This window comes from Coprococcus sp. RTP31081st1_H1_RTP31081_211007 (assembly GCF_040227275.1).
Classification (GTDB): Bacteria; Bacillota; Clostridia; order Lachnospirales; family Lachnospiraceae; genus Coprococcus; species Coprococcus aceti.
The window spans coordinates 505635-520765 of the sequence record NZ_JBEHVP010000001.1; the positions used below are offsets into that span (position 1 = coordinate 505635).

Genomic DNA, 15131 nt, shown 5'->3' on the forward strand with positions numbered 1-15131 from the left:
TATTCGCCGCCGCAGACCGTGCAGACAGCCTTGGCGATGCAGGTCGCCGTGCCGCCGTGGCAATTCTCGGTTTCCGTATGGCTGGTGTCACGCTTACAGATTCGAGTGTGGGTCTTTTCATCGCTGTTCTGCGTCCAAGCGCCCCAGTCGTGCCCAAGCGGTTCGGAAGATCCGCCGCAAAGCGTGCATGTCCTTCCGCTTGTGCAAGTCGCCGTTCCGCTCCATATGTGTGACTCCCAGTAATCCCATGTATTATCACACACCGTGCATGTAAGATCGCATCGATGCCATTTATCATTTGCGTATTGACGAGTCACCCTTACCGTTTGTCTCTGGCCGCATTTAGTACATAACGCAATATCCGCCGCATATGCCGTCATAGGCATAACAGCCAGCATCAGGCACAGTATGAGCACAACGCTCAAAATTTTCTTATTCATATAGTCTCCTCTCCTTTGCTGTCCTTTGACAGCTTAAAGTCATATTTCATTTCCAACATGGCGAACAGCTTATACATTACCTCGGTGGCGATTGCCTTGATATCCAGTGATTGAATAAAGGCAAGCACCTTTGCCTGCTCTGCCTCCGGTACCCGATACACCCGCATAGCCGCCGTCAAAAAGCGGCTGAGCTTGCGTTCCAACGGAAAATGAATATCACATTTTCTCGCCATATAGCTGCGCATCAGTCCCGCCGTGCCGATTTCCATCTCGTAAAAGTCGCTCTCGGTATCATCGGGAAATTTTTCACCAAAAATCTGTTTCAGCTCTGCTGTGGTATGCAGGTAAATATATTCCGATGTTTCGGGCAGGGAGTAGGCTTCGATGTAGATTTCCCGCAGGTTCTCGTTCAACTCGGTCAGTGTCAGTTGAATCGCCGTTTCCACCGCATAAGCGTAAACCGGCGGCAGCTTGCTGTCTGCAATGCTTCTTGCCACGCCGAACTGTCCGCCGAACATCGTTTCGGTCAATTCCAGCAAAATTCTGTCCTTGGTAGGAAACAAATTCAAATAGCTTCCTCTTGCAACACCTGCTTCATCCACAATCTGACTGACAGAGGTGTTTTTATACCCCTGCTCCAAAAAGAGACGGACGCACACGGTCAGTATTTTCCTCTTTGTTTCACTGCTGTCTCTCCGCAAATATATCACCTCTCTTTGAGCATCCTAGTACGCATACTAATAATATCATAACAAGTGCAAAAAGGCAAGTGGAATTTGAAACTTTACCTCCGTAAATTGTGACATTTCCGCAAACGCTGGCTTCTTCCATTACTCACGGAACTTTATGACTTATTGAATACTGCCTGAAAAGGAAAAGCCGCCGTCTGTTGTTCATCCTCTGCACCCACAGCATTTGATTTTCCGCTTTGAGGGCTTCCGTTACGCCCTCTTTTTCGGAAAACTGTTTTACCAGCCGAGAAAATATTGCTTCTCCGGCTTTCTGCACGGATTGCTTACGGTGATAATAGAAGTTCTTTTCCAATTGTGCAAAGCACTTGACATTTCATTAAGGGATTTTTTTGATGATGATAATAAGGTTCTAATCAATGATCCACTGTCAACCAGAATATATAGACTCAACTCTGTACAAAGAGAGGCATTACTCGCCTTTCTAAATACTATAGATTAAGAAATCACAACGAAAAACACAGCACTACATAGATAACTACAACTCATCTACATAGTGCTGTGTTTTAATTTTATATTTAATATCTTCCCTGCCTAACGCCGTTTAAAAAAACACCAATTAATCGCCACAAAGTCATTAAATTATGGAAAATCACATCATTTTACATACATTTTTGTCTTTATTGATATGTAACGCATTTGGCTTAAATCCTTAGATTTTATGCGGTCTCACCGGCTTCTAATCCCACTTATACGGTGTGAGCTGATAAACGTAATAATTGAGCCAATTCGCATACAAAGTATTCGCGTGGCATCTCCACTTCTTCACTGGTTTCTTTTCCGGGTCGTTGTCTGGATAATAGTTCACCGGAATCTGTGGATTCAGGCCCTTGCCAAGGTCTCTGTGGTACTCCTGGTCAAGGGTCAGCACGTCGTACTCAGGGTGTCCTGTGACAAATATGTTTTTGCCGCCGTCACCGATTATGAGGTACGGGCCAGCCACATCTGACTCGGCTACGATCTCAAGGTGATCATTGTTTACAATGTCCTCCTTGGACACACCGGTATATCTTGAGTGTGGCACATAGAATACATCGTCGAAACCGCGGACTAGCGGTGTTCTCTTGTGGAAGGTGTGATGTTCGTATATGCCTGACAGTTTCTGCGGAAGGTCGAACTTCTGCACACCGTATCTGTAGTAGAGTCCCGCCTGGGCGCCCCAGCAAATGTGCATGGTCGATGTGACATTTGTCTCGGACCAATCCATGATCTCGCGGAGTTCATCCCAGTAGTCAACATTCTCAAATTCCATCTTTTCAACAGGTGCTCCGGTTATGATGAAACCGTCCCATTTGCGGTTCTTTACGCTGTCAAAATCCTCGTAGAATCTGTCAAGGTGTCCCTTTGTCACGTTCTTGGACTCGTAGGACATGGTTCTAAGAAGCGTGATGTTCACCTGAAGTGGGGTGTTTGACAGGCTTCGCATGAGCTGCAGCTCTGTATCCTCCTTCAGCGGCATGAGGTTGAGTATCAGGATGTCAAGGGGTCTTATGTCCTGGCTGTGCGCCCTTCCTGTTCCCATGACAAATATGTTCTCGTCCTCCAATGTTTTCTTAACCGGCAGATCATCATCTATTCTTATCGGCATCTCTATTCATTCCTTTCCATTTACTACAGTTACTCCTACTGTCCAATCAATTCTAAGAAATCCTCCTCAGATATGATAGGCACATCAAGGCTTTTTGCCTTCTTGTTCTTGGATGATGTAGAATTCACATCGTTATTTATAAGATATGAGGTCTTGGCAGATACAGAACCTGTAACCTGACCTCCTCTGCTCTCTATCAGTTCCTTGAGCTGATTTCTGTTGTCAAAATGGGTGAGCGAACCGGTTATGACGAACACCTTGCCCGCCAGATCCTGCTCCGTATCAGAAACCTCATCCACAAACGTAAGCTCAACCATCAACCTATCTATGATAGCACAATTCTTCTCATTTTCAAAGTATCTGACTATATCCTCTGCTATAACCTGACCGATTCCGTCTATCTCAACGTATGCTGACACATCTGCCTTCTTCATGGCATCCATATCATTTGCAAAATGCTTTGCCATGAGCTTGGCTGTCGCCTCTCCGACATTTGCAATGCCGAGACCATTGACAAGACGCCACATGTTCGTCTGTCTGGATGCGTCCACCGCAGCCACAAGCTTGTTGTACGACTTCTCGCCAAATCCCTCAAGTTCAACTATATGTTCTCTGTGAGCCGCAAGCTTATACAGATCAGGAAGCTCCTCGAGGATCTTCTCATCTATGAACTTCTCTATGGTCGCCTCTGAGAGTCCATCTATATTCAACGCATTTCTGGACACGTAGTGTGAAAATGACTTAAGTTTCTTCGCAGGGCAGAACTGGTTTGTGCAGTACAGAGTCTCAACTCCTGACACTGCACCGCCTTCCTCCCTCACTATCTCAGTCTCTCCTCCGCATGCAGGACACGCAGCCGGTATGACCACGTTACCACTCATGGTTAGATTCCTTGCAATCTGCGGAATGATCATATTCGCCTTGTACACTGCAATCTCATCACCTTCGCCCAGCGCCAATGACTTAAGTATGCTGACGTTGTGTATGCTGGCACGGCTTACTGTTGTTCCCTCGAGCTCCACCGGGTCAAATACAGCAACCGGGTTTATGAGTCCAGTTCTTGATGGACTCCACTCCACATAGCGGAGGTGGGTTATCGCTTCCTCGTCCGCCCATTTGAACGCCATGGCATTTCGCGGGAACTTGGCTGTGGTTCCCAGGCTCCTTCCGTATGCCAGATCATCCAGCATGAGTACCAGACCATCCGATGGGAAGTCATTCTCCGTTATCTTCTCTGAAAATTCCCTCACCTTATCAGGAAGTGCCGCCGAGTCTGTCAGGTAGTGTTCTACCACGGTAAATCCCTGCTGCTCCAACCAGTCAAGCTGATATTTGAATGAATTGTGGAAGTCCACATCCTCACCGTCCACTAAATTAAAAGCGAAGAAATGTACATTTCTCTCTTTTGTTATCTTGTTATCGAGCTGTCTCACTGAGCCGCTGCACAGATTTCGCGGGTTCTTGTACTTAGATTCCGCATCCGTTATCTTCTCATTTATCGCATTGAAATCCGAGTATTTGATGACCGCCTCGCCTCTGATCGTCAGCTTGCCCTTGTACGGGATGTGATGAGGTACATTTGCAAATACCTTCGCATTGTTCGTGATGACCTCGCCTATCTCACCATTTCCACGGGTAACCGCTTTTATCATCTCTCCGTTCTCATATGTGAGAACAACTGTGAGTCCGTCCATCTTCCAGGATATTACGCCCTTCTGACCGCCAAGCCATGACGCAAGAGCACCTACATCCTTTGTCTTGTCAAGAGAAAGCATTGGATGCTCGTGAGCCTCCTTCGGCAGCTCACTGACGACCTCATATCCTACCTTGACCGTCGGGCTGTTGCTCATGACCATCCCGGTCTCTTTCTCCAGGGCACTCAGCTCATCGTACAGAGCATCATATTCCAGATTGCTCATGATCTCTGTATCTTCCATATAATATTTCTTTGCAGCATCGTTGAGCTGCTTTACAAGTTCTTTAATTCTGGCTATCTTGCCATTATCGTTATTGCCACTGATGTCATTATTTTCTTTAATATTTTCACTGGTATTTCTACTAATATCTTCCATACACACCCCACAAAAAATCCTATATACACTCTCTACTACATCCCCACTATCCGTCTCAGCTCTGCCTCTTCCTCGCGGCTGAGCTCCCTTAACTCTCCAGGTCTCATATTGCCAAGCTTCACGTTGCAGACCCTGACTCTCTTCAGGTTCACTACCCTGTAGCCCAATGCATCACACATTCGTCTGATCTGCCTGTTGAGACCCTGTGTCAGCACTATCATGAATGATCTGTCATCTATCTTTCGCACCTTACATTTCTTTGTCACTGTATCAAGTATAGGCACTCCTTCCGACATCTTCCTGATGAAGTCCTCTGTTATCTCACGGTTCACCCGCACTCTGTATTCCTTCTCATGGTTGTTCACCGACTTCTGGATGGCATTTGACAGATCACCATCATTTGTCAGAAGAAGTAGACCCTGGGAGTCCTTGTCCAGCCTTCCCACGTACTGAAGTCTGATCGGATAATCTATGTGATCAAATATATTGTCTGGATCAGCCTTACTCGCTGTACAGGTAAGTCCTATCGGCTTATTATATGCCAGGATCACTGTCCTATCCTTCTGCTGAACCTTCCTGCCCATGAATGTCACCACATCCCCGGGCATGACCTTCTGACCCATGACTGCAGTCTCTCCGTTGATCGTAACCTTTCCATTCTCTATATGTGTATCCGCAGCGCGCCTTGAGCACACGCCCGCCTCACTGAGATATTTGTTAAGTCTTATTCCATCCGCCATAATCTTTCCTCTGTTATTATTTTCCTATATTGTTAATACATATCTCACATTCTAATTTCTGGTCAGCATACACTATGTATCAGCCAGACCAAGGCCAGTAAATTCTAACCAATATGCAGAACCATCATACCATTTATTTTTCATTTTGTGAACCATTCATCACACCATGTATAACCCACAGCAAAGATTCAGTTAAATTAATTTTGTAAAAGTCCTTGATTTTTTTTATCAATTAATGTATATTTAAGCAAACGCAAAGGTGTGTTTCTTCGGAAACGCACCTTTTTTTATTTTAGGAAAAGGAAGTGCATATTATGGATAACATCGACAGAAAAATCATTCATCTTTTACAGGGCAACGCCAGAACCCCACTCAAGTATCTGGCCAGCAAAGTCTTCCTTTCTTCGCCGGCAGTTTCAGCAAGAATAGAGAGACTTGAGAAAGCAGGAATACTGACCGGATATCACGCAAGCATCAACCATGAGGCTCTCGGATATCACATTACAGCATTTATACACATGGCTCTTGATCCAAAACAGAAGCCAACCTTCTATCCATTTGTTGAAGCATATCCAAATGTACTGGAATGCAACTGTGTGACCGGTGCGCACTCCATGCTCATGAAGGTCTGCTTTCCTAATACCATGGATCTCGACTCATTTATCGGACAGCTCCAGAGATTTGGCAGCACAGAGACACAGATAGTATTCTCCACACCGGTTCCTACCAGAGGGATTTTGATCGACACAGATACTGTAGACTCTTCAGAGGCTATGTAACAAAATAGCTGTTCAGCAGAAAACGCAGGCATAAAGCCTGCGTTTTCTTTAATTATACATATTCTGGAACTTTCTAAATGTCTCATCCGTTCTAAGCAGATAATCATTGTTTTCTTTTACATGTTCATATATCGCCTGTATATCACCAGATGAGTTGATGGTGTTGATATACGAGCTCTCCTTGTCAGACAAAGCCGAATTGTTGATCTTGTAGCTTCCATCTGACTGTTTCGTCACATATAACGACCTTATATCGAGCGGTTCCGAGTTGACATCCTTTATCATCAGATTGGATAATTCGTACACGATATACGAATCTGCGGTATATCCGTTGGCTATATAACAGGTGGTCTTGTTGTACGCCGTTATATACTCCGCTGCTATCTCAATGCTCTTCATGTCGTCAAATTCCGACGGATCTGTGACCAGTCTCTGAAGTGTCGTCTGATCTGCCTTTGTTCTCGCCAAAAGATAATTGTTCACTAGCTGATTTATCTCATCGATCGTACACAGCCTGTAATTTGCTCCGTCTGGTATCTCCAGTCTCACCGTGTTATCTCTTCCGGTTATGTTCTCTGTGAACAGCTTATCGTTTATAAAAAATACATACACATAGACTCCGACAAGTATCAGAAATACCGCCCACAGCAAGGCAAGAACGCCACCAGAGATCCCGCCATGTCTGGATCTTCTTCGGCCTTTCCGCGTCTTTGCCTTCTCTTCGGCAAAATAATCGTCATCGCCATACAGCTCTTCATCATCGAACATATCTCCGGTATCCGGTGCATCATCCATATCCTCAGGATCTTCTATGACATAATCCTCATACGGCCTTTTCTGTCTCGCCGGGGTCTCCTCAACCTCTGAAGCTCCGCCGGGCTCTGAGTTATCAGCCAGCTCCGAATCTTCACTGTCATCTAAGTCATCATCTGTCTCTGAATCTCCACCGATCTCTGATTTCCCATCCAACTCCGGCTCTTCATTTTCTATATTCTGTTCTTCCGCTTCCAAATTCTTTTTCTTCTTCATCACTGCATATCATCCTTTTACGAAATAAATATCAGAGTATAAAAAAGCGTACCAGGGCGGAGTCGAACCGCCCGTCATGGCTCCGGAGGCCATTGCCGTATCCGATTGGCTACTGGTACACAGTTGGTATGATACTACAAAAAACTCACTTTGGCAAATAAAAAAACGTCCCCGCACTTATATGCGGGAACGCTTTGAATTCTCTTGTGTCACTAAATAATTACATAGTTACCGAAACGAATTTTACTATAAATAAGAGTGCAATAATCGTCACTACGATATCCTGCTTCTTATACTTGCCTGTGAACAGTGTGATAAGAACATATGTGATAGCGCCAAGACCGATACCATTTGAAATAGAGTATGTCAGTGGCATCATAAGGAATGTCACGAATGCAGGAACTGCTGAGCGCATATCCTCCATATCAACCTTTGCAAAGTTCTTAGCCATAAGTACACCTACGAAGATAAGTGCTGGTGCTGTTGCACATGATGGAATGATGTTGGCAACAGGGCTGAGGAACAGACATACTGCAAAGCAGATTGCTGTAACCAAACTTGTAAGACCTGTTCTACCACCTGCAGCGATACCTGAAGCTGACTCTACAAATGTTGTACATGTTGATGTACCGAGAATAGCTCCTGATACAGTACCTATAGAGTCACACATCATACACTCGTCAAGCTTCATTGGGTCACCCTTCTCGTCAAGCATATTAGCCTGGGAAGCTGCACCATAGAGAGTTCCGATGGTATCAAACATATCTACCAGACAGAAGCTGACAACAAGCATGATTGCTGAGAACACACCGCCGATATACTCAGCAGAGAATGCATCCTTCCATGCCTGTCCCTGGAACACTCCGAGGAATCCGACTGAACCGAAATCCTTGAATGACTGTCCGATCGATGAGAAATCAAAGTTAGGTGCCTGAAGCATCATAACATAATATAATACTGTAGATGCAAGGATACCTATGATAATGTTACCCTTTACATTAAGCTTTGCAAGGATCGCAATTATTATAAATCCTACAAATGCTACTATAGGAGGTGCGATCTGTGCAATAGCCTCCTTTGTGCTGCCAGCGCTTGTGATCACACCGTGAAAATCAAAGAACTGAACAAATGTATATGGGTTGTCCTGGATAAGTGTTGCATTCTTCAGTCCGATAAGAGCTATGAACAGACCGATACCTGCCGGAATTGACTTCTTAAGGCACTCAGGCATTGCAACTGCAATGTACTTTCTGAGTCCTGTCACTGAAAGAATCAGGAATACGAGACCTGATATCAATACTATTACCAGACCTGCCTGATAACCTCTGATAACACTCACACCTGCAAATGCTGCACCAGCTACGAAGATAGTACAGAAGAATGAGTTAAGTCCCATTCCGCAGGCCTGTGCAAATGGCATGTCCGCGAGGAACGCCATGAGAAGTGTTCCCACTATTGCAACAAGAATAGATGCGATGAATACAGCATTCCATACTGTACCAAGCTCACCAGCCATGTCTGGAACTGCCCCTGCCAGCCAGCCATTGCTGCCTTCTCCTGCAACCTGATTTGGATTGACCAGAACGATGTATGCCATGGCGAAGAATGTTGTAAGTCCTGCCATGATCTCGGTCTTGATTGTAGACCCACGCTCTGAGATTTTGAAGAATTTGTCCATGATTACTCTCCTTTTCTCGTTTTAGTATAATATAAACAAATACTTATCCATTCTATATCACTTAATGATACTTTTTCAACTACTTTCAAATAATTTCTTAATGTTCCTTACAAAAATTAAATAACATATAAACAAATAATAAAATAGTCCGGCCGGGTATTCCCCAATCGGACTATCGTATATATGTATTACTCTGTACTATTTTACTTTTTTGACAACAAGACCTCTCACTACTTTATATCTTGAACCTGATATCTTAACTATACCGGTAACTTCTGTGGCGATCTTGCCCTTCTTCACATAGTAGTTCTTGTGATTCTTAGGACTCTTTACTATTCCCGTCTTGCCTGACTGGAATACACCCTTGTAGATATAGCATTTAGCACCTGTTGTGGTACTCTTGAAGAAGCCTGTATAACCTGACTGGATTATACCTTTCTTTACATAGTAATACTTCTTATTCTTAGTGCTTCTGACAAGGGCTGTCTTGCTCTCTGCAAATTTGCCCTTTATTATGAGACACTGCTGTCCCTTTGAATTTCTGTAGAAACCTGTGTATGCTGTATAAATCTTGCCATTCTTTACAAGATATGTTTTTCCCGTCTTAGGGCTCCTTACAAGTCCCTTGTATCCTGTCTTTACCACGCCATTTACAACATAGTAGTTGACTCCGGCACTCCTGACAAATCCTGTGTAATTCTCCTGAACCACGCCCTTCTTATAGAAGTAGGTCTTTCCATTCTCCTTCACAAGACCATTCTTGCTTGTATCAATAGAAGGAGTTGGGTCTGGTGTTGGATCTGGATCCGGTGTTGGTATTGGATCTGGTGTTGGATCCGGGTCCGGTGTCGGATCTGGGTCTGGTGTTGGATCTGGGTCCGGTGTTGGATCTGGATCCGGTGTTGGATCTGGATTTGGATCTGGTGTCGGTGTGATATCCGCATCCTTGTAGAGATATGCGTCATCCCATGTTCCCCATGCCTTACCTGATGCGGTTGCTCTCATTCCGACAACAACCTCTGTTGTCTCTTCCACTGTAAACCTAATCTCAGGATGCTGCCAGATTTTCCAGCCCTGTGGGACTGCAGGTGCGGATGCGAGTTCTGTATCTCCAGCTTTTGCATACACCTCATACACATCGTTATCTCCATTTGCACCGCCCTGAAGATATGCGCTGAACACATACTCTCCCGGTTCAAGTGTGATGGTCTGATATACATCATATGTAAAATCTGATGAATTGTAGTAGTGACCACAATATGCACCGTTTCTAAAATCTTCCTTTGTCTTGATTGCAAATCCCTTGCTTGTATCAGCGATGGTCCATCCCTCGTTTCCTGACTCAAATCCAGGATTTACAAGGATGTTCTCCTTTAATATTGTTACATTGCACTGAACCTCGACAGTCTCATCATTTACTGTCACAGTTCCCTTTACAGTACATGTTCCTGCACCGTAGTTCTTTACCTTCTCAAGTGCTCCATCCTCCCAGGTGATGTCTGCGCTCTCTGAATTGCCATCATTGTAAGCTACTATTGCTGCAGTCGGCAGAGCTACATTTGCAATATCTGTTATCTCGATCTCAACATCATCAACTGTTATTGAGACTACCTCTCTCTTTGTCTTTGTTCCTGTGTGAACATAGGCAAATGTCTTGAGCGACTCAAGTGGGTGTCCTGTGAAGTCAAACAGTGCCTGGTTGTCAACCGCTGAACCGCCGTACCACTTGCCGGCGTCTGCTGCGTCGTACTCTCCTGCGTATGATGAAGCCCAGCCTGAACCGTACTTCTCCCATGCCTCCTTGTTGGCTGCAAGGACGTCTGCTGCATTCTCTGCAGATGAATCATACACATTTACAGGAAGCCATGCAGGCTCCCAGTAGAATACACCGATTCCTGAAGAACCTGTATTCTTTACTGCTTTTATAACGGAGCTTATCTCATTGGCCTGTCCCTGAACTGATAAATCATAAGTTGTAGAATCATCTTTACCTTTTCTGACAGTATTTTCATGTCCATCACCATCATCCAGTGTATATGCCCATGATGTCTCTGCCACCATGACAAGCTTGCCATATGTGTCTGCCACATTCTTGAGAACCGATGTGAGATTGTCTGTTGAGCCATGCCATACAGGATAGTATGATGATGCAAATACATCGTAGTCTACGTTGTATGTATTAAGTCTCTTTGCAAAATTTGCGTAATTGCCACTTCTCTCAGGATTGGTGAAATGGATGGCAACAAGGATATTCTTGTCGATGGCTCTCACTGCCTCACTTCCGGCGCTGAAGATCTTTGCCATGTTTTCCCAGTTCTTTGAAGTCTCACCACATATTCCGTTGGTCGTCTCGTTACCGATCTGAACCATGCCGACATCAACGCCAGCATCGAGCAGAGTCTTAAGGCTCTCTGATGTGTATGACTTAACTGCAGCTACCTTCTCGTCAAGAGTGAAGTCAGCCCAAGCCTTAGGCACCTGCTGTTTGCCAGGATCAGCCCAGAAATCCGAATAATGGAAATCCACAAGAAGCTTTATTCCGGCTGCTGTTGCATACTGTCCGATCTTCTTGGCTGTCTCCAAATCATTGTTACCGCCGCCGTAACCGTTTTTGTCTGCATCATATGGATCATTCCATACACGGACACGCACATAATTTATTCCACATGAAGCAAGGAACTTGAAGTATCCGATATCATCCAGCTCGTTGCCATCGAAATCATAATACTTAACTCCACTGTTCTTCAGTGACACATAGGATGATACGTCTACGCCCTCGATAAATGACTGCTTCTCTCCGTTCAGATCTGTGTATGTGAGATCACGCACGCGGTCCACATATATTCCAGCCTCCACAGGCTCAACTACATCTTCCTCGTCTGTAAGCTTGCAGAGCTTTACATTGTCTATCTTGCCCCAATATCCCTTGGCAAGACTGCCCTTGAATGAAATGCTGACATCAGTTGTATCCTCAAGAACGAACTCTTCTGTCTCATTTGTCGCCCATGCATCCCATCCGGTCGTGGCTCCAACAGCCTGTGACTTATCAGCGACAGATACTGTGAGCCCTGTATCCTGGGCATCGCCCTCGACATCATACTCCAGCTTGTATGTTCCCGCAGGAACAGCCTCTACAGTCTGTGTGATGCTGACATCAGCCGCATCTGAAGCCCAGATATTAAGATAATATGTGGAGTTTACATTACTTCCACCGTTTTTTACAACAAGCTCAGCTCCCGATCCACTCTCTATAGTCCAGTTACTGCTGTCACCTGTTTCAAAATCACCATTTGCAACCTTGAGTGTGTCCACCCAGCTCTCCGCAGCCTTCGCTGTTATCAGTGAAGCTTCCGATCCAAAGATCTGCCCTACCATAAGCGCTCCTGCAAGAACTGCACAGCCAATCTGCTTTACAATTCTCTTTCTTCTCATATACGCCCTCCTAATAAGTAATATTACGCAGACGCATTCCAATGCGCTTCGCGCGGCGTCCGCATTATCACAAGTATTCCTCCTTGTAATGTTGATCAACAGTTGCGCAACCGTTTGTCCTTATGGTGATATATTAACATATTTGAGTTCTGGTTACCATGTCGCTTGTAGACAATGTTTTTAAGAATTAATTGTGCATTTTGTATACATCAAAGCGCAACTCAAGCGCAATCTATTTGCAAATTTGTGCGCAACAGGATAATATTATGTTATGTATTTTCAAATATGCACAATAAATCCCAACGCTTATACAAAGAAAACGCCCTGTCCATGATATGTTATGTAAACTTCATATCATGAACAGAGCGTTTTAACGTATACACACTGTATTATTCTATAATGTAACTTGGAATGTGATGTATCCATCCCCGTCACATCTTGCTGTTATCCTGCCCTTGTGAGACTCAACTATCGATTTGGCGAGAGAAAGTCCTATTCCCGAACCTCCGGTCTCCGAATTTCTTGAGCTGTCAGGTCTATAGAATCTCTCAAACAATATATCCTGAGAGCCCTCTTCCATGCCATCTGTAAGGTTTTTGAGAACAAACTTCACCTTTCTGCCATCACGCTTCAAGGATATACTTATATCCGCTGATTCAACAGCATACTTCATGGCGTTATCCACCAGTATGCTTATGAGCTGCCTGATGGAATTCTCATCTCCGACATACTTTATTCCATCTTCGATATCCGCGCTGATCTTCTTGCCTCGAACCTCCGACAGAGACGAGAAATGATCTATCACCTCATACGCCACATCAGACAGATCAAACTTTGCCTTCTCCTTCGGTTCAGGATTCTCATCCAGTCTGGAGAGAGCCACCATCTGATTTGTGAGCGCTGTCAGCCTCTTGACCTGATCCCTGGTGTTCTTCGTCCATTCACTCTCACCGTTCACCATCTCTATGACCTCGGTATTTGCATCTATGATGGTTAGGGGTGTCTTGATCTCATGGCTTGCATCGGTGATAAACCGCTTCTGCTTGGCATAACTCTCAGCCACCGGCTTGAATATCTTCTTTGACCAGAACAGCACCAACATGAACACCGCAAGGAATCCCAGAAGTGACACTCCTACACTGTATACCAACGTATTTCTGAACGACTCCAGCTCCTGACGGCAGTCGACAAATATTATCCTGGTTCCATCCTCACAGTCCGCTACCCTGTATCTGTATATATCCGTAAATCCACTGTCTGAACCGTCCCCAAGTATCTTCAAAGCATACGACTCGGCTTCCGATTCATCAACAGCAGCTATATTGTCAAGGCTGTAGGACTCAACAGCCCCATCACTTACGACCACGGAGAAATATCTTGTCTGAAATGGTGTCTCCGGTGAGAACTTATCATTGCTCTTGCCATCAGGCTTATCAGGTGGCTGGGAATCCGCATTGGTCTTAACCTTCTCTTTCAGAAAATCCCTGCGGTCAAACTGTCCATTATTATCCACCAGTTCACTTAAGGTATCATCCGCCCTTGAAACCATGCGGGCATAATTTGCTATGTTGAGAATGCTCATTATGACAAACAGCACTCCAAATGTGGATGCCATTGCCGCAAATATAAATCTTTTTCTCAGATTCTTTATCATGTTCTATCCTCTTCCTTATACTCAAGTATGTATCCCTGATTTCTTACTGCCTTAATGGACACCCCTGAGCCTATCTGACTGAGTTTCTTCCTGAGATACGAGATATTGACCCACACAACACTGATCTCCGTATCCGTGTCATAGCCCCATATCTTCTCCATCATAAGCTCTGCTGATATTATCGCATTCTGATTTGCCATCAGCAGTTCCATGATCTGATATTCCTTGTTCTGCAGCTTTACGCTTCCACCAGATGAACTGAGCTCATAATTCAGGCTGTTTAACGTGCAGTCGCCATACTTCATCTCCGTGCTGACCGCCTCACTCTTTCTTCTGGTTATCGCGCGTATCCTTGCCAGGAGTTCCTTTGTCTCAAATGGCTTTGCAAGATAATCGTCCGCCCCCAGATCAAGGCCATTGATCTTGTCATCAGTCTCAGCCTTGGCCGTGAGCATAATGACCGGAACATCGCAGCCCTCAGCCCTGATCTTTGACAGCACGGTAAAGCCATCCATCTTTGGCATCATGACATCAAGTATGACTCCGTCATACACCCCTGCCATAATGTAATCATAGGCATCCTGTCCGTTATACACAGCGTCCACTGAGTAATTGTTGTGCTTCAATATAACCTGAAGCGCGCTTGAAAGCGCTTTCTCATCCTCCGCAAGAAGCAATCTCATAATCTTATCTCCGTCTCATATTATTATGGTCTCCACCAGATATGACGCAAACCATCTATAATTCGTATTTTACCCCTCAAGCTTAAATAAAGCTTAAACCTTCATGACATCAACAATTGTCTGGACAAGTCTGTCTGTATCTATAGGCTTGGCAAGATGGGCATTCATACCCGCTTCCCTGCCTCCACACCGTCAAGCATAAGGTCGACCAAAAGCCCGGATGCCGATTCTATGTGTCCCTGCTCGTTACTCAGCTCGTTTGCGATCATCTGAACCGCAATTACATA

Annotated in this window: 11 protein-coding genes, 1 tRNA gene and 1 pseudogene; 1 reads left to right on the forward strand and 12 read right to left on the reverse strand. The window is 44.8% G+C overall.

Features of this window, described 5'->3' with window-relative positions; genetic code table 11:
- The 6 genes and pseudogenes from ABUA31_RS02230 to ABUA31_RS02255 all read right to left on the reverse strand — a co-directional run.
- Positions 1 to 416: pseudogene (locus tag ABUA31_RS02230) on the reverse strand (hypothetical protein); the annotation flags it as partial.
- A 20-nt stretch (positions 417 to 436) separates the two neighbouring features.
- Positions 437 to 1150 (reverse strand): TetR/AcrR family transcriptional regulator, encoded by a 714-nt coding sequence (locus ABUA31_RS02235; RefSeq protein WP_082418028.1) that lies wholly within the window; start codon positions 1148 to 1150, stop codon positions 437 to 439.
- A 124-nt stretch (positions 1151 to 1274) separates the two neighbouring features.
- Complete coding sequence (locus tag ABUA31_RS02240; RefSeq protein ID WP_308936784.1) at positions 1275 to 1448, reverse strand: TnpV protein; 174 nt, start codon at positions 1446 to 1448, stop codon at positions 1275 to 1277.
- Positions 1449 to 1868: 420 nt separating this feature from the next.
- Positions 1869 to 2777, reverse strand: coding sequence for a homoserine O-acetyltransferase MetA (metA, locus tag ABUA31_RS02245; RefSeq protein ID WP_015533508.1), 909 nt, complete (start codon positions 2775 to 2777; stop codon positions 1869 to 1871).
- Between the two features lie 35 nt (positions 2778 to 2812).
- The gene (gene ligA, locus ABUA31_RS02250; protein ID WP_349092987.1) at positions 2813 to 4849 is read right to left on the reverse strand and encodes an NAD-dependent DNA ligase LigA; all 2037 of its coding nucleotides are present in this window, start codon (positions 4847 to 4849) and stop codon (positions 2813 to 2815) included.
- A 35-nt stretch (positions 4850 to 4884) separates the two neighbouring features.
- A complete protein-coding gene (locus tag ABUA31_RS02255; RefSeq protein ID WP_022216102.1) occupies positions 4885 to 5589 on the reverse strand; it encodes a pseudouridine synthase in 705 nt (234 codons plus the stop codon).
- Between the two features lie 314 nt (positions 5590 to 5903).
- Here ABUA31_RS02255 and ABUA31_RS02260 point away from each other — a divergent pair, with 314 nt between their 5' ends.
- Positions 5904 to 6368: an Lrp/AsnC family transcriptional regulator gene (locus tag ABUA31_RS02260; protein WP_349818413.1), complete on the forward strand. Its 465-nt coding sequence runs from the start codon at positions 5904 to 5906 to the stop codon at positions 6366 to 6368.
- Between the two features lie 48 nt (positions 6369 to 6416).
- Here ABUA31_RS02260 and ABUA31_RS02265 read toward each other — a convergent pair whose 3' ends face one another.
- From ABUA31_RS02265 to ABUA31_RS02290, 6 genes are all read right to left on the reverse strand, one after another.
- Complete coding sequence (locus ABUA31_RS02265) at positions 6417 to 7397, reverse strand: hypothetical protein (protein WP_349818414.1); 981 nt, start codon at positions 7395 to 7397, stop codon at positions 6417 to 6419.
- Between the two features lie 47 nt (positions 7398 to 7444).
- Positions 7445 to 7516: transfer RNA gene (locus tag ABUA31_RS02270), tRNA-Arg, on the reverse strand.
- A gap of 101 nt (positions 7517 to 7617) precedes the next feature.
- Positions 7618 to 9075: an NCS2 family permease gene (locus ABUA31_RS02275; protein WP_055144107.1), complete on the reverse strand. Its 1458-nt coding sequence runs from the start codon at positions 9073 to 9075 to the stop codon at positions 7618 to 7620.
- Positions 9076 to 9273: 198 nt separating this feature from the next.
- A complete protein-coding gene (locus ABUA31_RS02280; protein ID WP_349818415.1) occupies positions 9274 to 12507 on the reverse strand; it encodes a glycosyl hydrolase 53 family protein in 3234 nt (1077 codons plus the stop codon).
- Between the two features lie 394 nt (positions 12508 to 12901).
- Positions 12902 to 14161, reverse strand: a complete 1260-nt coding sequence (locus tag ABUA31_RS02285; protein ID WP_022216099.1) for a sensor histidine kinase — start codon at positions 14159 to 14161, stop codon at positions 12902 to 12904.
- Positions 14158 to 14844, reverse strand: a complete 687-nt coding sequence (locus tag ABUA31_RS02290) for a response regulator transcription factor (RefSeq protein ID WP_015533517.1) — start codon at positions 14842 to 14844, stop codon at positions 14158 to 14160. Before ABUA31_RS02290 ends, ABUA31_RS02285 begins: the two co-directional genes overlap by 4 nt.
- Positions 14845 to 15131 lie beyond the last annotated feature (287 nt).